Genomic DNA, 22,637 nt, shown 5'->3' with positions numbered 1-22,637 from the left:
CCTGTCGGTCCCGGTGGGTAACAGGGTGCCCATGCCCGCCCCGGAGGGCACGTCATCGCGGACTGTTGCACTGTCCGCCGGCTGCCTGACTGCTAGGCGGCCACGCGCCGGATGTACGTATCCCAGAGGGCGCCGAAGAAGAAGCCGCCGAAGCGGGCCAGGGCCTCCGCGCGCTGCTTGCCGTCCCGGGCGTTGAGCACGCGCAGGGTGGTGAGCTGGCGCGCGAACTCCTCCGCGGTCAGCCGCAGGAAGCCCCGGCCCATGCACGGCGCCTCCGGGCCGTCGCCCCGGTGCAGGGACACGAACAGCGTCGTGGTGTCCTTCCACAGGTCCAGGCCCGGGTCGTCGTAGAGGTCCTTGTAGCCCTCCAGGTAGTACGCCTCGCCGGCCTCGCTGAGCAGGTGCAGCAGGTACTCCATCCGCTGGCCGCCCGGCCGGGCATGCTCGCGGGTCATCAGGCGCAGCTCGCCGCGCGTCACCACCAGCGGACGGGACGACAGCACCGGCGCCGTCACCGTGCCCATCAGCTTCAGGGGGTGGCGCTCGTCGCGCAGCGTCGCGTCCAGGTCCTCGGCCGTCACGGTGAGCACGAAGCGCAGGGGCGTGGCGTCGTCGCGCTCCGGGTCTCCGGCCTCCAGGTGCGGGGCCTTCACGTCACCGGACAGGAAGCCGTGCATCGTCTCCGTGAAGCGCACGCCCACGGGCCCGGGGGCCTGGGGCGCCGAGGCCTCCGGCAGCGGCGCGTAGTCGATGGTCCACCCGTATCGCCGGGCCATCAGGGCGCAGGCGCGCTCGGCGACGGCGGAGATGGTGAGCAGCGGGTTGATGCCCAGCGAGCGCGGCACCACGGAGCCGTCGGACACGTACAGCCCTTCGTGCACCGCGTGGCCGGACCTCCCGGAGAAGACGCGCCCCTCGTGGTCCACCACGCCGTCCTCCGCCCGTTCGGCCATGACACAGCCGCCCAGCGGGTGCGTGCACAGGAGCTCCTTGCCAAAGGCCTCGGACCAGAGCGGGTAGCGCACGAAGGTGCCGCCCAGCGCGGCGGTGGCGCGGCGCAGGCGCTCCTCGATGCGGGTGAGCTGCGGGTCGCGGCCGGCGTCCGGCCAGTGCAGGCGCACGCGGTCGTGCTCCAGCCGCAGCTCGCCCTTGCCCTCGTCGTGCGACATCACCATCAGCGTCTGCGTGTGCTCCACCGCGCCGTGGTCCGGTCCGCGCACGAAGCTGTCCGCCTGGCGCAGCCGCTCCTGGACCCAGTCCAGGATGCCCTCGTCGGTGTCCTCGCCCACCAGCGCCGCGGCCCCCGCGAGCGCCGCGGGCATCAGCGACGCGAGCGCGCCGGGGATGGCGCCCTCCTCGATGATCATCCCCTCGTCCAGCCTGGCCGTGTCACGCTGGTCGATGACGCCCGCGATGCAGGGGCCCACCGGGTCGCGCGTCTCATGGTCCTGGTCGCCGTGGCCCACGCCGTGGACGGGCATGTCCAGGTTGTAGCCGAAGGCCAGCACGTCGCCGTTGCTGCTGAAGCGGTGGCCCAGCTTCGAGGACACGGACAGGCCGAGCTCGCGCGAGCGCAGCAAGATCTCCGCGGTGCCCATGGTGCCGGCCGCCAGGACGACGCGGTCCGCGGTGAGCCAGGCATCGGGCGCGTCGAAGCGCTCGCGGCCGGTGTTGAGGGGGCGGTAGTAGACGCGCCACTTCGCGCCGTCCGGCACCACCGCGCGCACCGCCACCTCGGTGAAGATGCGGGCCCCGTGCGCGTGCGCGTCCGGCAGGTAGTTCATCAGCACGGTGTTCTTCGCGCCGGTGTTGCAGCCCGTGGCGCAGTCACCGCACAGCGAGCACCCCGGCTGCCGCACGCCCGCGGCGTTGACGCCCGCCTCGAACGTCACCGCCACCGGAGGCCGCGTCAGCCGTCCGCCCAGCTTCTCCGCGGAGATGCCGAACGTCTTGAGCTTCTGCAGCGGCGGGTGGTCCTCCGGGTACGGCAGGGGCCGCAGCATCAGCTCCGCTTGCGTGAAGCCATCCTCCAGCAGGCCGTGCACGTCGGCGCGCAGGGCCTGGGGCCAGCGCGGATCCTCGAACACGCGAGGGTCGGGCCGCATCGTCACGCCGGCGTTGATGAGCGACGTGCCGCCCAGGCCGCAGCCGTCGATGACGGACACGTCACCGTTGCGGTGGACCTCGATGAGGCCGGTGGGGCTGCCCACGTCCAGGTCGCCCTGGCCCGGGGCGCAGTGGAGCTGGAACTCGGCCACCGCCTGCGCGGGCGTGCGAGGCATCTCCCCCGGGTGCATCTCCCGGCCGCGCTCCAGCACGCACACCTGCTGCCCCGCGCGCGACAGCCGGCTGGCGGTGATGCCTCCGCCGTAGCCCGACCCCACGACGACCACGGGGTAGTGGGATGCCAGCTCACTCCACGGGGATGACAGCCTGCGCATGCTCACCTCTGGCGGACCGCTCGCCGCCTTCTTCCTGATGCCGCCTTTTATTCCCCACCGCTGACGCCAGGGACGGCGGGCCGCATGCTGCGCGGTTCAACGGCGCGGATCCACTCCCCGTCCGTCCCGTTCCCCTGCCTGTCCCCCTGGACAGGCCCCCTCCTGACCGCCCGGACAGCAGCCGGACAACCGGGCGGGTCGTTCCTGCCGGTCAGACGCGCGGGGCGCGCATTCTTGAGAGGAAATCCGCCGGAGCGCTTCGCCGGAGCGCTTCAGGGGCCTAGAAGAAGCGGCGCACCACCCAGGCGCCCAGGCTCAGCAGCACGGAGAGGAGGAACATGGACGCCAGCGGCGCGTAGACGCGCGTGTTCCCGCTCTCCACGCGGATGTCCCCGGGCAGCCGGCCGAACCAGGAGAAGGCACCGGCCCACACCAGCAGGCCCACGACGGCGAGCCCCAGGCCCGCCACCACCAGCATCAACCCCACGGGTTTCATCCGGGACTCCCCTCCTCCATCTCCGCGGCCTCGCCCCCCGCGCGGCGGAAGGCGTTCACCAGCCGGTGCGCGTGGCGCGTCGTCTCCGGCTCGCGGTAGCGGGGGCTGGCCTTCAACACCCACTCCACGGCGGTGTCCAGGTCCATGCGATGGCCGGGAGAGACGAACACGGGGCTGACGCCCGCGCGGGTGCGGACCGCCATGCCCACCACCTCGCCCTTGTGGGTGATGGGGGACGTGGCGCCCCGCCGCTCCGCGAGCTTCCCGGGCGTGCCCACCAGCAGCGACTTGGCGCAGCCGATGGAGGGGATGTCGAACAGCAGCCCTCCATGACAGGCGATGCCCAGGCGTCGCGGGTGCGCGGTGCCCTGGCCATCGAAGATGAGCACGTCCGGGCGGACCGTGAGCCGCTCCCAGACGGCGGCCAGCACCGGCAGCTCGCGGAAGGAGAGCAGGCCGGGGACGTACGGGAACGTCAGCGTCGCCGTGGCCACGGCGCGGGCCACGGGCTGAAGCGTCTGGGCGTCGAGCACCACCATGCCGCCATAGCCCGTGTCGTTGCCCTTCTCCGTGGAGATGTCCGCGCCCGCCACGCGGGTGATGCGCAGGCCCGGAGGCGGTTCGAGGATGAGCTGCTCCCGCAGCCGCTTCTGCACCGCCACGGCCTCCGAGGGCGTGACGTTCCAGGGGTGCGGTGCTCGTGGTGACTCCATGCGTCTCCTCCCGTGAGCCCTACACTGTGCATCCTCTGGCCGGAAGGTGACGGCCGCTCCCCTTCCCCACGTCCAGGAGGCGACGGACATAGACTGGGCGGATTGTGAAGGAGTGCGTACAGAATGCGTGGGAATGACTTCGCGGACCTGAAGGCCTTCGCGGCCATCGTGGAGCACGGCAACTTCACGCGCGCCGCGGCGCACCTGCGCGTCTCCCCTTCCGCGCTCAGCCAGACGCTGCGGGCGCTGGAGGAGCGCCTGGGAGTCCGCCTGCTCAACCGCACCACCCGGAGCGTCGCGGTGACGGAGGCTGGGGCGAGGCTGCTCACGCGGCTGAAGCCGGCCATGGAGGAGCTGGAGGCCGCGGTGGCGGACGTGAAGGACCTCCGGGACACGCCCGCCGGCACGGTGCGGATCCAGGCGGCCCGCTTCGGGGCCATCTCCTTCCTGGAGCCGCTGTTCGGGAGGTTCCACGCGGCCCATCCGGACATCGTGCTGGACGTCTCGGTGGACGATGCCCTCACCGACCTGGTGGCCGGAGGCTTCGACGTGGGCATCCGGCTGGGCGAGTGGCTGGACCACGACATGGTGGCGGTGAAACTGGGCGGCCACCTGCGCCAGGTGCCCGTCGCCTCGCCGCGCTACCTCGCGAAGCACGGCACGCCCAGGCATCCGCGCGACCTGCTCAAGCACCGGTGCATCAACTGGCGCCAGCCGGGCTCCAGCGGCATCTACGCGTGGGAGTTCAAGAAGGGCGGCGGCGACTGGTTCTCCATCGCGGTGAAGGGGCCGCTCGTCGTCACCGACCGCGCGCTCGCGCTGTCCGCCGCGCTCCAGGATGTGGGCATCGCGTTCTGGGCGGAGGAGCGGGTGCGCCCCTTCGTGCAGTCCGGAAAGCTGGTGGCGCTGATGGAGGACTGGTGCGCGCCCTTCCCCGGCTTCTTCCTCTACTACCCGAAGCAGAAGCACACGGCGCCGCCGGTGCGCGCCTTCGTCCAGTTCCTGCGTCAGGCGTGGTCCTCCTGATTCTGTACGGCTTTCTTCACAAGCCATGAGGACTGCCGCGCATTCTCAACAGAATCCGCGCCGCTATCTTGAAGCCATCCACGGACACACGGCTGCAAGAGAGGACGCGGCGCCATGGCAACGAACGATTCGAAGGTGTGGTTCATCACGGGCATCTCGCGGGGACTGGGCAGGGAGCTCGCGAAGGCCGCGCTGGCCCGGGGTGACAGGGTCATCGGGACGACGCGCGACGGGAAGTCGGACCTGGAGGCCCCCGGGGGCGCGCTGCACGTGCTGCCGCTGGAGCTGACCGACGCGGCGCGGATTCCCCAGGTGGTGGCAAAGGCACACGCGCTGCACGGGCGGCTGGACGTGGTGGTGAACAACGCGGGCTACGGCCTGCTGGGCGCCATCGAGGAGGCGACGCCCGAGGAGTCGCGCCACGTCTTCGACGTGAACTTCTTCGGGCCGCTGCACGTGGTGCAGGCCGCGCTGCCGTTCCTGCGCGCACAGCGCCGGGGACACATCGTGAACATCACCTCCATCGCGGGCCTGGCGCCCATGGCGGGCTCGGGGCTGTACGCGGCGGCGAAGTGCGCGCTGGAGGGCCTGTCGCTGAGCCTGGCGCAGGAGGTGGCGCCGCTGGGCCTGAAGGTGACGCTGGTGGAGCCGGGCGCGTTCCGCACGGACTTCCTGTCCCAGCACTCGCGGCGGGAGACGCGGGGCCACATCGAGGACTACGCGAAGACGGCCGGCGCGGTGGTGCGGTACCTGGGGAACATCTCCGGCAAGCAGCTGGGCGACCCAGCCCTGGGCGCGAAGGCCATCGTGGACGCGGTGCTGACGGAAGCGCCGCCGCTGCACCTGGTGCTGGGCACGGACGCGCTGCGCCGCACACGCGAGCGGATGGGCATCCTGAACGGCGAGCTGGACCGGTGGGAGGCCGTCACGAAGAGCACGGACCACACCGGCCCGGAGGCCGCGGGCACGCTGCGGCCAGGCTGACGGGCGGGGTTGTCAGGAAACACCTTGGGGCCTCGTCCCGGGCCAGGGTTCTCTTCCCTGGAGGCACGCGACCATGGCGACGCTCAACATCACCTATGACGGACACTCGGCGGATGTGCCGGTGGAGCTGGAGCGGCACATCAGCGACGCGGACGTGCGCCGCATCGCGGTGGAGCTGGTGCGCTCGGGCGGAGTGCCGGGCCTGCACCGCTTCCGGCTGGGGGACGAGGCCTTCCAGCACTACGTCGTGGACCGCTTCCGGGGCGCGCACGGCGAGGAGCGCATCTACCTGCGTCCGAAGGTGCCCTTCGGGGCGTGCTGAGGACGGCCACCATGCGCATCGTCTTCTGTGGCGTGGGGGCCATCGGGTCCGCGACTGTGCTGCTGTGCCGCAACCTGGACGCGACGCGGGTGTTCATCGACTTCGACCGCGTGGAGTCGAAGAACCTGCTGTCGCAGGCCTACGTGAAGCCGTCCGTCGGAAAGAACAAGGCGGAGGCGCTGAAGCTCCAGCTGCACAACCTGCACGGCGTGAAGGCGGAAGCCTTCGGCGTGCGCCTCACGCGCGACAACGTGGAGGCGCTGTGCAAGGGCGCGGACCTGCTGGTGGACGCCTTCGACAACCAGGACAGCCGCCAGTTGCTCAGCGACCACGCCCGGAAGACGGGCACGCCGCTGGTACACGGCGCGGTGTCCGCGGACGGCATGTTCGGCCTGGTGCGCTGGGATGAACGCTTCACGCCCGACGCCGAGGACACGCAGGGCCAGGCCACCTGCGAGGGCGGCGAGCACCTGCCCCTCCTGGGCCTGCTGGCCGCGACGCTCGCGCGGGCGGTGCAGGACTTCCTCAAGCACGGCGTGAAGCGGGACGCGTTCGTGAACCTGAACTCCGTCACTCCGGTCGCGGGTCAGGGCTGAGCCGTCACGGTCAGCCCGCCCGCGCCAGGGCCTCGCGCTCCTGGTCGAAGCGCACGAGCGCCTGGATGATGTCCTCCTTCGAGTCCGTGAGGAGCAGGTGCCGCGCGTACTCCTGCCCCCGGGCAAGGTGCTCCAGCAGCGGGTACACGGGCCGCGTCTGGGTCCAGAACTCACGCCCCAGGAAGAGCATGGGGCTGATGACGCCCACGGTGTTGTAGTGGTTCTGGCAGGCGTCCTGGAAGATCTCCTGCACGGTGCCCGCGCTGCCGGGTGAATAGACGACGCCACCCCGGGCGATGGTGAGCAGGCCCTCCTCGCGCACGCTGTTGGCGAAGTACTTCGCGATGCGCGTGGCGAAGGGGTTGGGCGGCTCGTGGCCATAGAGCCAGGTGGGGATGCCCAGGCTGTCGCCCATCGCCGACGCGTCGAGCAGGGGCCACATGGCGCGCACCTCGAAGGCGCGCGCGAGCCAGTCCCGGTCCTTGTAGGACGGAGCCCGCGCCAGCACCGCGAGCGCCGCGTCCAGGTCTTCATCCGGCCGCGCCGCGAACCACGCGCCCAGGTGCGTGGCCTCCATGGCGCCCGGGCCGCCACCGCTCACCAGGAAGAAGCCCAGGCGCGCCAGCGAGCGGGCCAGCTCCGCCACGGAGCGGTAGGCCTCCTGGCCTCGCAGCATGGAATGGCCTCCCATGATGGCCACCACCCGGCGGGGCTTGCCCTGGTCGAGCAGCGCCTCCTCCAGCGCGTCACTGATGGCGTGGTCGTGAAGCCGCTGCGCCAGGGTCTCCAGGATGGAGGGAGGGTGCGCCCCACCGCGCGAGTTCCAGTGCGCGTAGATGCGCGCATCCAGCGTGTCCGCGTAGGTGTCCGGCTGGGTCGGGTCGAAGCCCGCGTACAGCTCCTCCGGCGTGTAGAGGCTGCCGCGGTACGGGCAGTAGGGCAGCCCGGAGAACGGCGGGAACACCATGGCGCCCCGCGTGATGACCTGCTGCAGGGTCGAGGGCTCCAGCAGACAGCCCAGGAAGATGGTGCCGGTGAGGTCCGCCTTCAGCAGCGCGTCGCTCCACGCGCGCAGGTCCAGCCCCTGGAGGATGACGTTGGCGAGGCCGCGGCCCTCGCGAAGGTGCTGCTCGAATGCGGCCAGGGTCTCGAGTTCCGTCATGGGTGTCTCCGCGAGGTGCGCGTCAGGAACGGGATTATCGCTCCGTCATTTTCCTCCAGAAAGGAGGGATGCCCCATGCAGAACCCCAATGAGCTGAACCCGCAGCGCCCCGCCACGAAGGTGACCTCTCTGGAGAAGCTGGAGCTGGCCACCGCATCCTTCCGTGGCAGTGCGCCCGGGACCTGACGCTCGCACCCGCCCCCGGTAACCCGGGACGGCGGTGACGAGGGCCGGGTTCCCGAAGGGGGACCCGGCCCTTGTCGCGTCCGGATCCTCCCTCGAAGGTTTCCCCAAGCATCGGGATGTAGCTCAGCCTGGTTGAGAGCGTGCGCCTCGGGCGCGCAAGGTCGCTGGTTCGAATCCAGTCATCCCGACTTCAAACACAATCAAAGACACACCCGCCGGGGTAGCCCAACTTGGTAGAGGCGCCGCGCTCAGAACGCGGAGGTTGCGGGTTCGAATCCCGCCTTCGGCACACCTTCAGGCCTGGCAATCCCAACCTGGATGGCAGGCAACGTCAGAGGTGCTCGCGGATGGCCTGGTACCAGCGCTCCGCCATCTTCTCCTCACCGAGGAGATTCGGATGGATCCCGTCATACGTGTCCGTGGCGGGGTTGAAGTCGGTCCACTGGTCCACCACGTAGACAGGCGACTCCTCCGTGCTCTTGGCCGCGGCCAGTGAGGGCATGCGCTGGTTGAGGGACTGGAGCTTCAGCGACAGCATGGCGCCCGAGGTGGGGATGATCTGGGCCAGGAACACCTTCACCCGAGGGTTCACCACGCGCAGCCGGTCGATGATCTGCTCCAACTCCGACACAGTGCTGTCCTCTGTCTGGTTATAGTACGTGTCGTTGGTGCCCAGGTGGATGAGCACCAAGTCGGGATGCGTGCTCGCAGCCCAGTTGGAGATGTTCGCGAGCACCTGATCCGCCCGCCAACTCCAGTGGCCCTCATGGTCGCGGTCGAACCAGATGGAGGAGCAGGTGTTCGCCCCCAGGTAGCCCGTCGACAGGGTGCCCACGAAGTCCGCCCTGTAGCCCCTCGACGTCAGCTTCCGCCAGAGCTGGCACCGGTAGCTGCCGTGCCCTGCCGCCCCCTGGGTGATGGAGTCGCCCAGCGGCATCACCTTCTTCGCCGACAGCGCAGCGCCCCCCGCCTGCGCCGCGCCCCATTCCTCGTGCGCTTCGCCATCCAGGGGCCCGCTGTAGCCGGGCACATCCAGCAGCGCCACGGCCAGCACGGCCCACACCTGAGTCCTCATCCAATGCATCAGAAGCCCCCCGGGAAATCCTGTTCAGGAATCCCATCACCTCCGTGATCGCAACCGGGCCTGTTTCATTGGAAGACCGCCATCCACGCCCCGGACAGGGGTGTGGAATGGAAGCCACTCCGCAGGCCCCTGATTCCCTCGGCGTTGGTCCTGCGCATTGCGCTCGTATCGCGGTGCACGCCCTCGCGTACGGCGGCGTTGCGGGGCCGCGCGCTGCGTCAGGAGCCCGGAGACGCGACCGCCGGGCCCCCCCGTGAAGAGTCGAGGTTGGTGCTCGCGTTGCCCGTGACCTGGGCGTTGTTGAAGAGAAGCCCGCTGATCTTCGCGAGGTCCGCTGCGGATGGCCGTTTTCCGCGCGATCCTACAGGCGGGTGAGCGGTTCGCGGGCCGTCCCCTGGCCGCCGGGAGCGGCCCCCTCAGTGATGGTGCCCGACCCGCTCAAACACAATCAAAGACACACCCGCCGGGGTAGCCCAACCTGGTAGAGGCGCCGCGCTCAGAACGCGGAGGTTGCGGGTTCGAATCCCGCCTTCGGCACATCTTCAAGCCCAGCAATCTCAACGGATTGCTGTGAACCGCGTCTGGCGGGCGATTCAGCGTCGAATACAAGACGCCCTTCGAAGCGCTCCCCCCAGAGCGCGCTGAGCCCCGCCGCTCCATTGACTTCACTCACAAATGGCATTGTTCCGAATCGTCGGGAATCCGACCGCGGCCATGCGTTGGCAATTGATGGGTCGCCTGCGGGCGCCCTATGCATTCACTGCGGGTGAACAAGACACTCCGCGCAAGCCGTCGTGGGGCCAGGATGCGTCCATTCAGGGGGGAATCCCAATGAAACACAAATCAATCTCATTCCTCGTCATGTTCATGGGGGCCGGTTTGCTCGGCCTCATCTGCGGTTGCAGCCCGATCTCCGTTGGAGACAATGACGCGTACGCCGGTTCGGCCGACTCCGCCCTCACCGCCGAGCAGTGCGATTACTTCGAGGTCAACGGGAAGGTCCAGATCTGCCACAAGACCAGCTCGACGATTCATCCCTACACGATCGTCCGTGTCAGCGAGCAGGCGTGTATCAACGCGCACAGTGCTCACAACGGCGACTACGTCACCAGCATCGACCCGACCTCGCCGCTCTACGACCCGACGTGCAGCGGACAGGGCTGCCTGTCCGTGAACGCGCCGTGCGACGCCTCGGTCCCCTGTTGTGACGGCCTCACGTGCCAGAGCGGCACCTGCATTGACGTCAACGAGTGCGCCGCCGGTACCGACAATTGCAGCGAAAACGCCACCTGCACCAACACCGTGGGCTCCTTCACCTGCGCCTGCAACGCGGGGTACGAGGGCGATGGCGTGACCTGCACCAACATCGACGAGTGCGCCGCAAGCCCCTGCCTGAACGGTGGCACCTGCATCGACGGCGTGGGGAGCTACACCTGCCAGTGCGCGCCCACCTACGAGGGGACCCACTGCCAGGCTTGCTCCGGCCCCCTCGGGGACTGCAACGGGAGCTCGTCCGACGGCTGTGAGGTGAACCTCCAGAGCAACGCCCATCACTGCGGCGCCTGCGGCATCGTGTGCTCGACGGGCCAGATCTGCTCGAACGGCACCTGCCAGCCCGCCCCCACCGGCCAGGTCCCCGGCACGCCGGTCAGCTCCCCCGCGAACCACAACCCGCTGGCCCCGGCGGTCGCCGATGTGAATGGCGACGGCAAGCTCGACATCCTGGTGGCCAACGCCGAATCCGGGTCGATCCTGCTCCCCTCTGGCTCTCTCTCCGTTTTCCTGGGGAACGGCGACGCCAGCGTCCAGTCGGAGGTCAACTACGGGAGCGCCTCGCTCTCCAGCAACGCGGTCGTGGCCGTGGACGTGGACGGCGACGGGTGGCTCGACGCCGTCACCGTCAACGGCCAGACCAACCTGCTCCTCATCAACGGAAGCATCAGCGTCTACAAGAACCTGGGCCCGAGCGCGGCCGGGACCTTCGGCGCGCCGACGAGCTTCACCACTGGCAGCCCGGGCTCCGTCCACCTCTGCACCGGTGACTTCAATGACGACGGGGTGGCTGACATCGCCACGACAAGCGTGACCCTGAGCCAGGTGAGTGTGCTCTTCGGCACCGGCGCGGGCAGCTTCGGCGCGCCCACGTTCATCGGCATCCCCAACACCGGCGGCGTGCAGTCGACGATCGCCTGCCGTGACCTGAACAGCGATGGCTTCTCCGATCTCGTGGTGACGAGCCCCGCCAGCGCACGCCTGTCGGTCCTCATCAACCAGGGCGACGGCTCGTTCGCCGCCCCCGTCTCCTACAGCAACGCCGTCAGCGGCCAGACGGCGGGCATCGCCTTCGGCGACGCCAACGGCGACGGCACGCTCGACATCCTCTCGAACGGCGCGGCGGGCCGGTACCTCTTCTTCTTCCAGGGGAACGGCAACGGCACCTTCGCGAGCGGCGTTCCGTCCACCGCCGCGGCCACTGCGGTCGCCAACTCGGCGCTGGGCGTCGTAGCCAATGACTTCAACGGCGATGGCAAGCTCGACGCCTACATCCTCGTGACAACGGCCTCGGGCGGCGTCCGCCCGATGACCGGCAACGGCAATGGCGGCTTCACCTCGGGCACCGTCGTCACGACCGGCGCCTCGCCTGGCCTCAACGCCATCGCCACCGCGGACATGGATGCGGATGGGTACGCTGATCTCATCCTGACCAACAGGGGCTCCGGCACCGTGACCGTGGTCCCCAACGGACTCTGATGGCTGTCCGCGAGACCGCGATGGGGCGGTGCGCCGCGTGCTTCGTGCGCGGCGCACCCGCGCGAATCCGCGCCCCAGCTCGCCCGCCTCGGCCTACCGCTCCTGGCTCACGGCGAATCCTCCGAATCAAGAGCCGGGGGGACGGAGGTCAGCTTCCACAGTTGCCCCGAGTCATTGCAGCCTGTCTTGTCGAGGATGGGGATGTTGTTGGCCTTGCTGTCATTGACGATGTCCAATGACAGCGCGTCGCCCTGCGCCTGGGTTGTCAGCCGGTAGATGCCGTTGGGCTCCGGATTCAGCTTCCATCGCTGCTCCGGAACAGCCGCCGATTTGACGAGGAGGGGGCGATTGCCGCCGGCGCTGGCCAGGGACAGGCTGGTCCCACGCCACTGGGTCGTCAGTCGGTAGAAGCCGTTGGCCTCCGGAGTCAGCTTCCACCGCTGCCCCGAGTATTTGCCCGTCCTGGCGAGGATGGGCGCGTTGTTGGCTTTGCCGTCATAGAGGATGTCCAGCGACATGCCTTCGCCCTGCCACAGGGTCGTCAACTGGTAATAGCAGCGGGCATCGAGGGCGGCGGATACCGGCGGCGGGTTGGGCGCCGTGGGCGGGGTGGGTGTCGTGGGCGCGGGCACCTTCCACACCTGCTGGAGCAGCGCGAGCATGTCCGGGTCATGCTTGCCCAACTCTTCGCGGGTGAAGGGATAGAAGTCGTTGCGGCCGAAGAGCGCCTCCGAGTTCTCCGCGAAGTACTCCCCCACGTCGACCATGGCATAGGAAGGCTCGAACGTCTGGGGCCCATTGGGCCCACGCGAGCGCTCCACGCATTCGTAGCTCTTGCTTGCCATTGCGCGCGCATAGACAGCCGCGAGGCCGGCATGCTCCCAGCCGAGCACCTGGTCATGATAGGCGTGACTGAGCTCGTGGAGCACGAACACGGGCATCCGCCTGGTTTCCTTCTCGAAGATGAGGACGTTCGAGAACTCGATGCTCTTCAACATCGCCAGGCTGCGACCACTCTGGCGCAGTAAGACATCGCCAGCATGGTACCGGGCTGCCTGCGGCTCGTTGGGATAGGGCGGCGACAGCCACAGCGTCACCTTGCGGAGCTGAGCCACGGGGCCCGCGGGGACGATACGGACAACCTCCTTGAGCTGCGCCGCCAGGAGCACCAGGGCCTTGTCCGTCAGGGGCTTGTTCGCCGCCGTCAGCAGGCGGTCATCGATGCGAACCGTCCAGCCCTCGACCGTCTGGGTTTGATAGGTGGGAACGGGGCTGGCCGCGGAGGCGACGCAAGCGAATGCCAGGGCGGCCAGGAAGAGCCATCTGGGAGAGCGCATGCCTTATCGTACTCTCCGTGCGGCAGACAGCGAAGGCCGGGCGGCATTGCCTCCGCCGCCCGGCGGACCGGCCCGCTGACGCTGCGAACAGCATCCGGTCCGGGGAGGCCTACCGCGCCTGTCCGTCCGCGTTCAACGCGAGCTCACCGTGGACCGTGTAGGCGTCCGCGGAGCCCTTCACGTCGATGCCGGAGAAGTGGCGGTAGGGATAGGCACCCTGGCCAATCGTCTCCGTGAACTCGATGGCGTCGCCCGTGAGCTCGGCGCCGTCCACCTCCACCGTGAAGGTCCTCCCGGGGAACTGGAAGCGCCAGACGCAGGCGCCCTGCTCCTGCGCCGCATCGGGCGCGTTGCGGAACGGGAACGGCAGGAAGGGGCCGTGCTCCCGCAGGTAGAAGTCGGAGACCATCACCACGTCTCCCATCCAGTTGGTGTACACGTGCCAGCGGGCCGCGGGCCCCGGGCCGCCCGTACCTTCGCCCTGCAAGACGCCGCCCTGGAAGACGCGCACCTGGAACTCGGAGCCGCCCGCCGTGCCGGTGAAGGCGGGCGTGAAGGTCACCCCCGTCCCCTCCTCGTCCGGCGCGATGCCCAGCGTGCTCACCACCTGGTCGCCATCCCGCGCCGCGAACGCGAAGCGGCCCTGCCCGCCGCCGATGTTCGCCGTGGCATTCTGCCGCCAGGCGACCGCGCCGCCGAAGTGGCTGGAGAGGCCATCCGTCTTGGGGTCGGAGAGCCCGGTGACCCGGAGCCCTTCGTCGGTGAACTCAAGTGACGCCCCACCGGTCGCACAGCTCTGGATGCCATTGAACCGCTCGACGCACGCCGCCTGGGCCTGGGCCTGCTCGGTGCCCACGGCCTTCGTGCCTTCGTCCTGGCCCTGGCAACCCACCAGGGAAAGGAACGCCGCCGCGACCACGTAACCTGTCTTCATCATCCGCATGTGTTCGACCTCGGGAGTGGGGGCGCTTCCCGCCAGCGGGAAGCCTTGTCGTGGGACGCAGGCCCCAGCGACAGGGAGCCCACCCTGCATCACGCGCGCCAGGACATGAAATCCAGGCCCACCCAGCAAGTCCGGGCAACAGGTCACCGCCGTGTCTGGCCGCTGTAGCACTCCAGGTCACAAAGGCTCGCGGCAATAGCAGGACGTGTCACACGCCCCCACCCCGGGTCGCTACGGAGTGACCTCGGTGATGCCGAAGAGGAACCCCTCCGGAATCAACCATTTCCAGAGGCCATCGCCGCGGGCCCGCTTGAGCGAGAGGAAATACCGGCCGGTGGCGGGCGCCGTGTAGGTGACGCCATCCCTGTCGCTGGGCAGGTCTGTCTTCAGCACCTGGCCCTGGGCATCCATCACCGTGGTCGCGCAGTAGTAGGGGCTGCTGGAGCCGCTCTCATCCTTCAGCAGGTAATCACGGCCCCCGACGAGGTCCACCGCCAGCACGTCGACGTCGTCGACGGACCTGAAGCCGACGTTCACTCGCGCGGGCACCGTCACCGCCGTGGCGTCAGGCGGCGCATCCGGATGGTCATCCGGCCCGATGTCACGGACCCGGCAGAGGTAGCGGGTCGCCACCGGAGCGCGGGGGAGGCCGGTCCGGATGAGCAGGATGAGGTCACCGCCCACGGCATTCTTGACCCCCAGCTCCGCGATGCCGCCACTGAAGTAGGACGTCCTGAACCTGCCCAACACCGTGCCATCCGGGCGGATCGCTTCCATGTTGGGGTCGTCACGGGTCCCGCTGCAGTACGCGCGCAGGACGTGGTTCGTGGGAATGGAGATCCGCCAGGCGTCCACGTCGTCGGGGGTCTCCAGGAAGCCCTCGAAGGTGTACTCCGTCTCCGTCACCGGCTGCGAGACGGCCGTGTCCGGGGAGTCGCCCGCGTCATCGCTGGCCTCCGTGAAGATGTAGAGGAAGCCACCTGTCTCGCCGTCCGCGACGGGGCGCACCTCCATCACGACGAGGCCGTCCGCGTCCGCCGTCCAGAAGAGGTCGGCCTGCTTCGTCGCATCGGAGGCCAGGGCCTCCCCCATGGGCTCCAGCGACGTCGCGTCGAGCCGCTGGACCCGGCACCCCGACAGCGTGGTGGCCGTGCAGACGAACCGGTAGAGCTGGCCGGCCCGTACGGCGAGCTCCAAGCGGACGCCCTCGGCCCCGGTGACCTGCGCCTCTCCATGCGCCCCCGGTTTCAACCCGGGTGCGTCGTCCTTGCCACACGCTCCCAGCGCCAGCGCCAGCCCCAACAGGACGCAGAGCGTCCAGCCCCCCTGGGACTTCATTTCCAGACTTGAATGCATGGATGTCTTTCCCCAAAACCAACCCACCCGGCCATGGGCTGGCACCGTCAAAGAATGCCACATCCGGCGCCGTCAGGGCGCCTCTGGAGGCGTGATGTCCGAGATGGCATAGGTGAAGCCGCCGGGAATGAACCACGTCTCCGGCGCTTCGCCGCGAGCACGTTGGAGCGAGAGCTGATACCGGCCGGTGGCGGGCGCGGTGAAGACGACGCCGGTGCGGTCGCTGCGCAGGTTCGTGGCCAGCACCACCCCCTGTGCATTCGTCACCGTGGTGGCACAGTAGTAGGGGTCCGACCGCGGACTGATCTCCCGCAGGAGATACTGGTGGCCCTCCAGGAGGTCCGCCGCCACCACGTCGATGTCCTTCTCGGAGTAGAGAGAGACGGTCACGGCCCCGGGCATCCTCAACAGGGTGGTGGCGGGCGGCGCATCCGGATGGTCGTCCGGTCCGGTGTCCTGGACCTGGCACGTGTAGCGGGCCGAGTCGGCACGCATGGCGGGGCTGGCTCGGACGAGCAGGATCAGGTCGCCCCCGTTGGGGCTCTTGGCGCCCATCCAAAAGGCGAGCCGGGCGGAGTCGGTGGCGTTGAACTGGCCCAGGGACGTGCCGTCCGGGAGGACGACCTCCATGTCGGGGGCGGGCTGGGTGTTGTCTTCATCCCTGCAGACCGCGCGCAGGACGTGGTTCGCGGGGAGGGAGAGACGCCAGGCATCCACGTCGTCCCGGGACTCCAGGAAGCCAGTGAATACGGTCTGCACCGTGTCCACCGGCCGCGAGACGGCCGTGTCCGGGGAGTCGCCCGCGTCATCGACGGCTTCCGTGAACGCATACAGGAACTGCCCCGTCTTGCCCTCCGGGGCGGACTGCACCTCCACCACGACGCGCTCCTCCGCGTCCGCCGTCCAGAAGAAGGACAGCACATTCCTCAGGCTGGAGGCCCGCGCGTCGCCCACGGGCGCCATCGACTTCGCGTCGCGCAACTGGACCCGGCACCCTGTCAGGGTGATGGGCGTGCAGTCGAACCGGTAACGTTGACCCTCCCGCACGACCAGCTCGAAACGGGCTCCCTCGGGCGCCGTGACCGCGGACTCCCCCTGGGCGCCGGGCCGCAACTCCGGGATGTCATCCGAATCCTTGCCGCAGGCTCCCAGGACCAGCAGCACGCCCAGCAGGACGCCAGACGTCCAGCCCCCTCGGGACTTCACTTCCAGACTTGAATGCATGGTCCGCGCTTCCCCATCACAGCCCACCCGGCCATGGGCTGCCCCATGGCCGTACCATGCCATGTCTGGCGTTGCGACGGGATGGGGGTTTCCACGGAGGCAAGCTCACGCGGAGCGCTTCGACCCCGCATCGCCCATCGGCCCGTGCTTGTCCCCTTCGATGCGGCGATAGAGGACGTACGAGTAGAGCATGGGAGTCACCGCCGCCACGGCGACAGCCGCGAGCACGGGGACCGGACCACCGCCCAGAAGCCCCGCGACGAGGACGATGAGTCCCGCGAGGACGAAGAGCCTTCCTCCCAGGCGATGCGTGCGCAGCCAGACCTCGTCGCTCGCGAGCGTCCAGGGCGTCCGGATTCCACAGAAGAAGTTCTTCGTGAACTTCCCCATGTAGTTGCCCAGGACCATCAGGACCACGCCCGTGCCCGCGGGAACCACGCGCGCCATCGGCACGGACACGCCAATGCCCGAGAGCAGGACCAGGGCGTTGAGCAGGAAGAGGAACGCGACCAGCACCGTCTGGATGCCCTCGAAGACGTTCTGGAATCGCTCCATGCGGTAGCCCCTGGGCGAAATCCGCGGCACGGCCACCAGGACCAGATACACGGCAGCCATCACCAGCGGCAGGACGAAGGGCCCCCAGGGCTTGGGCGTGTACCCGTCCACCACTCCCTCGGCATTCCAATGTGTGGGAATCGACTCCGGCAACTGGCCGTAGAGCAGGAAGGCCATCGCGAACGCCATGGCGACGAATCCCAGACTCAACCCATTGGCTCGGCGGATTCTCATGACTGCTCCCCATTCCCCTTTTCGACCTTGAAGAGGTCAAGAAGGACTGCCGCTACGTCCTCGAACACGGTCGTGTTGAGGGAGTAGACGATTTGCTGCCCGCGGCGCTCACAGCGCACCAGGTCCGCGGCCTTGAGCACGTTGAAGTGATGCGACAGCGACCCCTTGGTGATGTCGAACGCCTCAGCGAGCTCCCCCGCGGACTTCGAGCCGCCCTGCAGGAGCTTGAGCACCCTGCGCCGGGTCGGGTCGGAAATTGCCTTGAAGACCTCCTGCGTTCGCATCATGACCTTTTGATATTTTGAATAACTTCAAAATAACGATCAGGGGAGCCAGGTCAAGTGGAATGCAGGGGGGTTACGGGGCTTCCGCCCGCGTGACCGAGGGCCCTTCGCGGGCCCCCGGTGCTTCAGGGGCTGGCTACAACTCCAGCTTGCAGGTGGCGGCGCAGCCGTCGCGGCTGACGGTGTTTCCGTCGTCGCATTGCTCGCCCTGGTCGGATTGCACGACCCCGTCGCCGCAGCGGGCACCGAGCAGGCAGCCCGGGGCGCATTGCCCATAGCTTCCCTGGTTCAGGTCGTCGTCGCATTCCTCTTCCGAGTCCAGCCTGCCATTGCCGCAGAGCGCGGTGCAGGGCAGTCCCTGATTGGCCGGCAGCAGCGAGGACAGCCTCAGCCCGTAGCTCGAGCCCGTCGTATGGCGTTCCGCCTGGAACACGGCGACCTCATAGATGCCGCCCGGCTCGAGGCCGAGTGAGGAGGCGAGGACCTCGAGCTCCACGCCTCCGGACATCGGGGCGTGAACCCCTCCCATGTCGAGGACGAGCCGCCCGTTGACGAAGATCCAGACATCATCGTCCCCCGAGAAGTCGATCCGCCCCCGGCCCGAGAACTTGAACCAGAGCCGCGTCTCGCTGGTGAAGCTGAAGTTGTGCGGCACGCCCTGGCTGTCCGGACGCGTCGTTTCCTGTCCGTAGGCCACCCAGCCCGCGCCATCGAGCGGGAAGAAGTCCAGGTCCTCGAACGCGTAGTGGGCCAGGTCAGGAGACGTCCGCGTCAGGGGCAGCGTGGAGACGACGGGCGTATTGACGTTGCTCACGTCGCGAAACCACTGGTCGAAGTTCGCCTGTCCATGCGTCGTGGCGGAGGACACGCCTGTCTTGGCATAGACGGGTTTGCCGTCCGCGCCCAGGGGGATCTGGACGATGCCGGACTCCGCCCCGTTCGCGTTCTCGAAGTCGATGTGGCCACCGGGCAGGTCCTTCCCCCGGAAGTCGCGATAGACGATGGGAAGCGTCAGCGGGGACGGAGGGGGTGCGGCGGGGTAGCAGGCGAAGCCGTCCTCGAGCTGACAGGTCGCGGAGCAGCCGTCGTCGTCGCGCGAGTTGCCATCGTCGCACTGCTCGCTGGAAGCGAGGACGCCGTCGCCACAGCGGGATTCACAGACCCCGTTCACGCAGCGGGGCTCCCGCTGGCACAGCGGCGAACAGCCATCGCCCAGGTTGTGGTTGCCGTCGTCGCACTGCTCGGTGCCTTCCACCCTGCCGTCGCCGCAGGTCGTCTTCGCGCACGCCTGGCCCACGGCGTGGCACTTGAAGCCCGGCTCCAGCCGGCATGAAGCATTGCAGCCATCGCCGCTGGCGGCGTTGCCGTCCTCGCACTCCTCCGGGGCCGCGACGATGCCGTCGCCACAGCGCGCGGCGTGGCACCTCAGGCCGCTGGCGCCACAGTTCCACCCCGGCTCGACCTGGCAGCTGGCGTTGCAGCCATCGCCGCTCGTGGTGTTGCCGTCGTCACATCCCTCGCCGCCCTCCTTCTTTCCATCGCCACAGACGGTCGGGGAACCGGCGTCGGCAGGCTCGGTGCCCGCGTCCTCGGTCCCCGCGTCTTCAGTCCCCGCGTCCATCGTCCCGGCGTCATCGAGGCCCGCGTCCGTGCCTGCATCCGCATCAGGCTGCGTCCCGGCATCCGTGCCGGCGTCGCCTTCAGGCTGCGTCCCGGCATCCGTGCCGGCGTCCACATCGGAACCGGCGTCCTGGGTCCCGGTCGAGGCATCGGGCCGGGTCCCCGCGTCGGAATCCGTGGGGGTGTCATCTCCACAGGCCGCGAGTGAGAGCAGGAGGGTGGCGCAAAACATCCGCAACAACAGGGATTGACGGGAGCGGGTCCGGGTCTTGTTTGTCATACGGGGCGCGCATGCTGTGAGCCCCCAAAGCAGGTGTCAATGGATTGTCGATACAAACGGAGGTTTCGCCGGCATGTCAGAGGCTTCCGGTATATCCGCAGCCGCCCTTTTCCCCGGCAAAGGAGGCAGTGTGAAAGGATTCAAGTGGATGATGACCGCGGCGCTCGCGGTCATCGCGCCTGTCATGACGAGCGAGGCCGTGCCCAACCGGGTCACCAATGGCCTGGTGGGAGAATGGAAGACCATCACCAAGATGCCGTTCGGGCTCCCCGACCGGGCTCCCGATACGAGCGGCCTGAACCAGACCGGCACGGTCGTGGGCACGTCGACGCAGTCCTGGGGCTGGTGGGACAACGGCATGAACCTGGTGGGGGACAAGTACATCCAGGTGCCCAACTCGCCGAACCTGAACTTCGGCACCGGCAGCTTCACGCTCACGGCGTGGATCCGCATGTCGGATACCAGCCGCTACAACAAGACCATCATCGACAACCGCGGCACCGACGGACGCGGCTATTCGTTCGTGGTCACTGAAGGCAACAAGCTGCTGCTCCAGATGGCGGACGAGACGGGTTGGCTCAACTTCATCTCGGAACCCTACCTGACGCCCAATCGCTGGCATCACGTCGCGGTGAGTGTCAGCCGCACCTCCTGGCCGGTGCACATCGCCTTCTACATCGACGGGTACGACGCCGGCCTGGCCACGCCCAAGATGGGCAACATCAACAACACCAACAACCCGTTCTACATCGGCGGACACAAGGACACTGCCTCGTACCGGTTCTCAGACCGGATCGACGAGGTGTTCGTCTTCAACCGCGCCCTGCCCAACTACGAGATCTGGAACGTGCTCAACCCGGGGCGGCCCAGCTACACGCCGTCGTACTGGAACGACAACAGTCGGCAGGGGCAGAACAACTGCTACAACTACGCCAACAACAAGGCCACCAACACGTTCGCCCAGCCGGGCCGGGCCTCCGGTTCGCAGGCCACGTACATGGACTGCTCGGTGGTGCGTCAGGCCGCCATCAATGACGGCCTGGAGCCCCTCTCCGACTATCCGAGCACGATCCTGAACTTCAAGACCGGCGTCGCGCTGGTGGTGGCTCCGGGCTACGACTACCACTGGTACCGGCTCGACGAGAACGGCACCTGGAGCCACAAGCCGGGCAGCACGCGCGCGACGAACCTGGACAACGCCGGTCAGGTCATCACGGATCCGCGCACCGCCAACCGCGGCGTGTACACCCAGTTCTGCGGCTTCTTCAGGCTCTGGTCGGACATCGCCGAAGGCTACGGCCACGAGTCCATCAACTAGGCCCCCACCCCTTTCACGGAGAATCCACCATGTCTCGTCCTTCGTTTCGTGCGTTCGTCCTCTGCGGAGTGCTGGGGTTGGGTGTGGCGGGGTCCCTGACGGCCTCCGCGTCGGACCTCCAGGCCGAGCAGCCCCAGCAGGGGCTGCGCGTGACGTACCTGCTGTACTCGGGCCGGCCCAACCCGAGCGTGCTCGTGACCGACCCCGCGCAGGTGCGCGCCATCGAGGAGCAACTCGCCCGCTCGCTCGCGAACGGTCAGCGCACCTCGGTGGCCGGGTCCCCGGCCGTGCTGGGCTACACGGGCATCCAGATCGAGCGGCTGGGCGACGCGAGCCGCGGCAGCGCCCCGATGGTGCTGCGGGGCGCGGTCCTGCGTGAGAAGGCGGCCCCGGAGCAGGAGGCCCTCGCTCCCGCGCAGGCCACGGTGTCCCGCGACGCCGCGGCGCTCGAGGACCTGCTGCTCGGCCTGGGCCGCGACCAGCAGGTGCTCGGCGACGTCGAGCTGTCGGTCATCCGCGCGACGAAGTAGGCAAGGACCCTCGGCGCTATTTCGTCGCCACCCGGTGGCCCTGCGGCTGGGCCACCGGGTGCGGCGGCAGGGCCTTCGCGGACGCCTGTGCACTCGCCACGGCGTCCGCGGTGGGCGCCACGCTGGTGTCCTGGAGCGGGTCGCCGTGGCTGTCCGTGTAGACGCCGTCCGGGAAGGACCCCACGTAGATTTGAGGCGTGGCGGGCAGCGCCTGGGTGAGCACGGCGAGGTAGTTGTCCATCTCGTGCCGGATGGTCGCCTCCTGCGTGCTGGTGTCCCCCAGCTTGTTGTAGAAGAGCACGTCGAACTCCACACCGACCTGCGTGTAGTTGGGCGCCAGCCACGACGGCGGCAGGGTGGGCACCACGTCGTACTGGTTGACCACGCGCACCGTCGCCGGACTCGTGACGTATTGGGCGTAGGCCGTCCCCCACGAATCCGCGAGCCCCGCCTTCGGCGCCGCGAACGTGACGGTCGTCACGCTCAGCGACGGCTGGCTCACCGCCAGGTCCAAGGCCAGAAGCTCCGCCAGGCCTCCGCCCAGGCTGTGGCCCGTCACGTAGAGCGTCTGGATGTTGTTCGCCTTCACCCACGCGAACACCTGCGCCTGCATCGACCGCGGCACGGAGCTGCTCGTGCCGGTGTAGATGCCCCAGAACCCGCCGTGCACCTGCGGCACCGGCGACAGGGACGTCCCCGAGTACGGCGCGAAGGACGTGGTGGCGTACTGCTCGTCCGCGCTCGTGTCCGCGGACGTCACGGTCCCGCGCAGCGCCAGCATCGCCGTGGTCGAATCCGCGTCGGAGGTGAACCACAGGCCGAACGCCTCCGCGACGCCGCCCTTCTGCGGCACCCACGCCGTCAGGCTGCCCGCCTGCGTCCAGCCCGAGGGCACGGCGTACTCCTTGCCATTGAAGGCGGCGTAGGCCGCGACCACGCCCTGCCCCATGCTCAGCACCTGGGTCGCGTCCAGCACGGGCTCGGGTGGCGTGGCACGCAGGCTCGGCTGCGGACGGAGGGCGGCAACGGTCGAGGTCGTCATGGGCGGCTCCAGGAAGGTGTGGCGGGTGGAACGGGGCGACGCGCAGGCCGCCATCCGTTGCCAGGCACCGATTGCAGCGCCCATGCCGCACGCGCCGCTCCTCGGAGGCCCTCGCGGCGAGGGGTTTCACACGTGCCTTCGACGCGTCGGTCG

The 22,637-nt window shown here is 68.8% G+C and carries 20 protein-coding genes and 3 tRNA genes; 10 read left to right on the top strand and 13 right to left on the bottom strand.

Going from position 1 to position 22,637, the window contains the following annotated elements; translation table 11 throughout:
• Positions 1-92: 92 nt before the first annotated feature.
• From ACX114_RS07630 to nfi, 3 genes are all read right to left on the bottom strand, one after another.
• Positions 93-2,441 carry a GMC family oxidoreductase N-terminal domain-containing protein gene (locus tag ACX114_RS07630; RefSeq protein ID WP_459296169.1) on the bottom strand — a complete coding sequence of 783 codons (2,349 nt, stop codon included), beginning with the start codon at positions 2,439-2,441 and terminating at the stop codon, positions 93-95.
• A 280-nt stretch (positions 2,442-2,721) separates the two neighbouring features.
• Complete coding sequence (locus ACX114_RS07625) at positions 2,722-2,937, bottom strand: DUF2905 domain-containing protein (RefSeq protein WP_459296167.1); 216 nt, start codon at positions 2,935-2,937, stop codon at positions 2,722-2,724.
• Positions 2,934-3,650, bottom strand: a complete 717-nt coding sequence (gene nfi, locus ACX114_RS07620) for a deoxyribonuclease V (protein WP_459296165.1) — start codon at positions 3,648-3,650, stop codon at positions 2,934-2,936. The genes ACX114_RS07625 and nfi overlap by 4 nt, the downstream gene beginning before the upstream one ends.
• A 123-nt stretch (positions 3,651-3,773) precedes the next feature.
• Between nfi and ACX114_RS07615 the strand changes: the two genes are divergently transcribed.
• The 4 genes from ACX114_RS07615 to ACX114_RS07600 all read left to right on the top strand — a co-directional run bounded on the left by ACX114_RS07615 (position 3,774) and on the right by ACX114_RS07600 (position 6,578).
• Positions 3,774-4,676, top strand: a complete 903-nt coding sequence (locus ACX114_RS07615; RefSeq protein ID WP_459296163.1) for a LysR family transcriptional regulator — start codon at positions 3,774-3,776, stop codon at positions 4,674-4,676.
• A gap of 114 nt (positions 4,677-4,790) precedes the next feature.
• On the top strand, positions 4,791-5,660 hold the full coding sequence (locus tag ACX114_RS07610) for an oxidoreductase (RefSeq protein ID WP_459296161.1): 870 nt from the start codon (positions 4,791-4,793) through the stop codon (positions 5,658-5,660).
• Between the two features lie 73 nt (positions 5,661-5,733).
• Positions 5,734-5,982: a hypothetical protein gene (locus ACX114_RS07605; RefSeq protein ID WP_459296159.1), complete on the top strand. Its 249-nt coding sequence runs from the start codon at positions 5,734-5,736 to the stop codon at positions 5,980-5,982.
• A gap of 11 nt (positions 5,983-5,993) precedes the next feature.
• The gene (locus tag ACX114_RS07600) at positions 5,994-6,578 is read left to right on the top strand and encodes a HesA/MoeB/ThiF family protein (protein WP_459296157.1); all 585 of its coding nucleotides are present in this window, start codon (positions 5,994-5,996) and stop codon (positions 6,576-6,578) included.
• 10 nt (positions 6,579-6,588) lie between these two features.
• Here the strand turns inward: ACX114_RS07600 and ACX114_RS07595 are convergent, their stop codons facing one another.
• Entirely contained in the window at positions 6,589-7,740 is a 1,152-nt protein-coding gene (locus ACX114_RS07595; protein ID WP_459296155.1) for an LOG family protein, read from the bottom strand.
• A 298-nt stretch (positions 7,741-8,038) separates the two neighbouring features.
• On the opposite strand from ACX114_RS07595, the gene ACX114_RS07590 reads away from it, so the two are divergent.
• Positions 8,039-8,114, top strand: a tRNA-Pro gene (locus tag ACX114_RS07590).
• A gap of 26 nt (positions 8,115-8,140) precedes the next feature.
• Positions 8,141-8,215: transfer RNA gene (locus tag ACX114_RS07585), tRNA-Leu, on the top strand.
• Between the two features lie 42 nt (positions 8,216-8,257).
• Here ACX114_RS07585 and ACX114_RS07580 read toward each other — a convergent pair.
• Complete coding sequence (locus ACX114_RS07580; protein ID WP_459296153.1) at positions 8,258-9,001, bottom strand: SGNH/GDSL hydrolase family protein; 744 nt, start codon at positions 8,999-9,001, stop codon at positions 8,258-8,260.
• A gap of 471 nt (positions 9,002-9,472) precedes the next feature.
• On the opposite strand from ACX114_RS07580, the gene ACX114_RS07575 reads away from it, so the two are divergent.
• Both ACX114_RS07575 and ACX114_RS07570 read left to right on the top strand, forming a co-directional pair.
• Positions 9,473-9,547, top strand: a tRNA-Leu gene (locus ACX114_RS07575).
• Positions 9,548-9,841: 294 nt separating this feature from the next.
• A complete protein-coding gene (locus tag ACX114_RS07570; RefSeq protein ID WP_459296152.1) occupies positions 9,842-11,761 on the top strand; it encodes an FG-GAP-like repeat-containing protein in 1,920 nt (639 codons plus the stop codon).
• A 107-nt stretch (positions 11,762-11,868) separates the two neighbouring features.
• Here the strand turns inward: ACX114_RS07570 and ACX114_RS07565 are convergent, their stop codons facing one another.
• From ACX114_RS07565 to ACX114_RS07535, 7 genes are all read right to left on the bottom strand, one after another.
• Complete coding sequence (locus ACX114_RS07565) at positions 11,869-13,098, bottom strand: RICIN domain-containing protein (RefSeq protein WP_459296151.1); 1,230 nt, start codon at positions 13,096-13,098, stop codon at positions 11,869-11,871.
• Positions 13,099-13,207: 109 nt separating this feature from the next.
• On the bottom strand, positions 13,208-14,035 hold the full coding sequence (locus tag ACX114_RS07560) for a hypothetical protein (protein WP_459296150.1): 828 nt from the start codon (positions 14,033-14,035) through the stop codon (positions 13,208-13,210).
• Between the two features lie 237 nt (positions 14,036-14,272).
• Positions 14,273-15,379, bottom strand: coding sequence for a hypothetical protein (locus ACX114_RS07555; RefSeq protein WP_459296149.1), 1,107 nt, complete (start codon positions 15,377-15,379; stop codon positions 14,273-14,275).
• A 90-nt stretch (positions 15,380-15,469) separates the two neighbouring features.
• Positions 15,470-16,621, bottom strand: a complete 1,152-nt coding sequence (locus ACX114_RS07550; protein WP_459296147.1) for a hypothetical protein — start codon at positions 16,619-16,621, stop codon at positions 15,470-15,472.
• Positions 16,622-16,726: 105 nt separating this feature from the next.
• Entirely contained in the window at positions 16,727-17,410 is a 684-nt protein-coding gene (locus tag ACX114_RS07545) for an SdpI family protein (RefSeq protein ID WP_459296145.1), read from the bottom strand.
• Positions 17,407-17,697, bottom strand: a complete 291-nt coding sequence (locus ACX114_RS07540) for an autorepressor SdpR family transcription factor (protein ID WP_459296143.1) — start codon at positions 17,695-17,697, stop codon at positions 17,407-17,409. Before ACX114_RS07540 ends, ACX114_RS07545 begins: the two co-directional genes overlap by 4 nt.
• A gap of 133 nt (positions 17,698-17,830) precedes the next feature.
• Positions 17,831-19,546 carry a DUF4215 domain-containing protein gene (locus ACX114_RS07535; protein ID WP_459300080.1) on the bottom strand — a complete coding sequence of 572 codons (1,716 nt, stop codon included), beginning with the start codon at positions 19,544-19,546 and terminating at the stop codon, positions 17,831-17,833.
• Between the two features lie 178 nt (positions 19,547-19,724).
• On the opposite strand from ACX114_RS07535, the gene ACX114_RS07530 reads away from it, so the two are divergent.
• Both ACX114_RS07530 and ACX114_RS07525 read left to right on the top strand, forming a co-directional pair.
• Complete coding sequence (locus ACX114_RS07530) at positions 19,725-20,912, top strand: LamG domain-containing protein (protein ID WP_459296141.1); 1,188 nt, start codon at positions 19,725-19,727, stop codon at positions 20,910-20,912.
• A gap of 29 nt (positions 20,913-20,941) precedes the next feature.
• Complete coding sequence (locus ACX114_RS07525; protein WP_459296139.1) at positions 20,942-21,442, top strand: hypothetical protein; 501 nt, start codon at positions 20,942-20,944, stop codon at positions 21,440-21,442.
• 16 nt (positions 21,443-21,458) lie between these two features.
• Here the strand turns inward: ACX114_RS07525 and ACX114_RS07520 are convergent, their stop codons facing one another.
• Complete coding sequence (locus tag ACX114_RS07520; protein WP_459296137.1) at positions 21,459-22,484, bottom strand: lipase family protein; 1,026 nt, start codon at positions 22,482-22,484, stop codon at positions 21,459-21,461.
• Positions 22,485-22,637: the final 153 nt, after the last annotated feature.

It is taken from the genome of Corallococcus sp. M7 (assembly GCF_054512695.1).
Note: the sequence above shows the minus strand (reverse complement) of the source record. Positions and strands in the feature narration are given on the sequence as shown.

What these genes read in the sequence shown, in the direction of transcription:
- ACX114_RS07555 (WP_459296149.1), bottom strand. Translation starts at nt 15,379, where the DNA reads ATGAAGTCCCAGGGGGGCTGGACGCTCTGCGTCCTGTTGGGGCTGGCG.
- ACX114_RS07625 (WP_459296167.1), bottom strand. Translation starts at nt 2,937, where the DNA reads ATGAAACCCGTGGGGTTGATGCTGGTGGTGGCGGGCCTGGGGCTCGCC.
- ACX114_RS07610 (WP_459296161.1), top strand. Translation starts at nt 4,791, where the DNA reads ATGGCAACGAACGATTCGAAGGTGTGGTTCATCACGGGCATCTCGCGG.
- nfi (WP_459296165.1), bottom strand. Translation starts at nt 3,650, where the DNA reads ATGGAGTCACCACGAGCACCGCACCCCTGGAACGTCACGCCCTCGGAG.
- ACX114_RS07550 (WP_459296147.1), bottom strand. Translation starts at nt 16,621, where the DNA reads ATGCATTCAAGTCTGGAAGTGAAGTCCCGAGGGGGCTGGACGTCTGGC.
- ACX114_RS07600 (WP_459296157.1), top strand. Translation starts at nt 5,994, where the DNA reads ATGCGCATCGTCTTCTGTGGCGTGGGGGCCATCGGGTCCGCGACTGTG.
- ACX114_RS07520 (WP_459296137.1), bottom strand. Translation starts at nt 22,484, where the DNA reads ATGACGACCTCGACCGTTGCCGCCCTCCGTCCGCAGCCGAGCCTGCGT.
- ACX114_RS07595 (WP_459296155.1), bottom strand. Translation starts at nt 7,740, where the DNA reads ATGACGGAACTCGAGACCCTGGCCGCATTCGAGCAGCACCTTCGCGAG.
- ACX114_RS07580 (WP_459296153.1), bottom strand. Translation starts at nt 9,001, where the DNA reads ATGAGGACTCAGGTGTGGGCCGTGCTGGCCGTGGCGCTGCTGGATGTG.
- ACX114_RS07535 (WP_459300080.1), bottom strand. Translation starts at nt 19,546, where the DNA reads ATGTTTTGCGCCACCCTCCTGCTCTCACTCGCGGCCTGTGGAGATGAC.
- ACX114_RS07615 (WP_459296163.1), top strand. Translation starts at nt 3,774, where the DNA reads ATGCGTGGGAATGACTTCGCGGACCTGAAGGCCTTCGCGGCCATCGTG.
- ACX114_RS07630 (WP_459296169.1), bottom strand. Translation starts at nt 2,441, where the DNA reads ATGCGCAGGCTGTCATCCCCGTGGAGTGAGCTGGCATCCCACTACCCC.
- ACX114_RS07540 (WP_459296143.1), bottom strand. Translation starts at nt 17,697, where the DNA reads ATGATGCGAACGCAGGAGGTCTTCAAGGCAATTTCCGACCCGACCCGG.
- ACX114_RS07525 (WP_459296139.1), top strand. Translation starts at nt 20,942, where the DNA reads ATGTCTCGTCCTTCGTTTCGTGCGTTCGTCCTCTGCGGAGTGCTGGGG.
- ACX114_RS07570 (WP_459296152.1), top strand. Translation starts at nt 9,842, where the DNA reads ATGAAACACAAATCAATCTCATTCCTCGTCATGTTCATGGGGGCCGGT.
- ACX114_RS07545 (WP_459296145.1), bottom strand. Translation starts at nt 17,410, where the DNA reads ATGAGAATCCGCCGAGCCAATGGGTTGAGTCTGGGATTCGTCGCCATG.
- ACX114_RS07565 (WP_459296151.1), bottom strand. Translation starts at nt 13,098, where the DNA reads ATGCGCTCTCCCAGATGGCTCTTCCTGGCCGCCCTGGCATTCGCTTGC.
- ACX114_RS07560 (WP_459296150.1), bottom strand. Translation starts at nt 14,035, where the DNA reads ATGATGAAGACAGGTTACGTGGTCGCGGCGGCGTTCCTTTCCCTGGTG.
- ACX114_RS07605 (WP_459296159.1), top strand. Translation starts at nt 5,734, where the DNA reads ATGGCGACGCTCAACATCACCTATGACGGACACTCGGCGGATGTGCCG.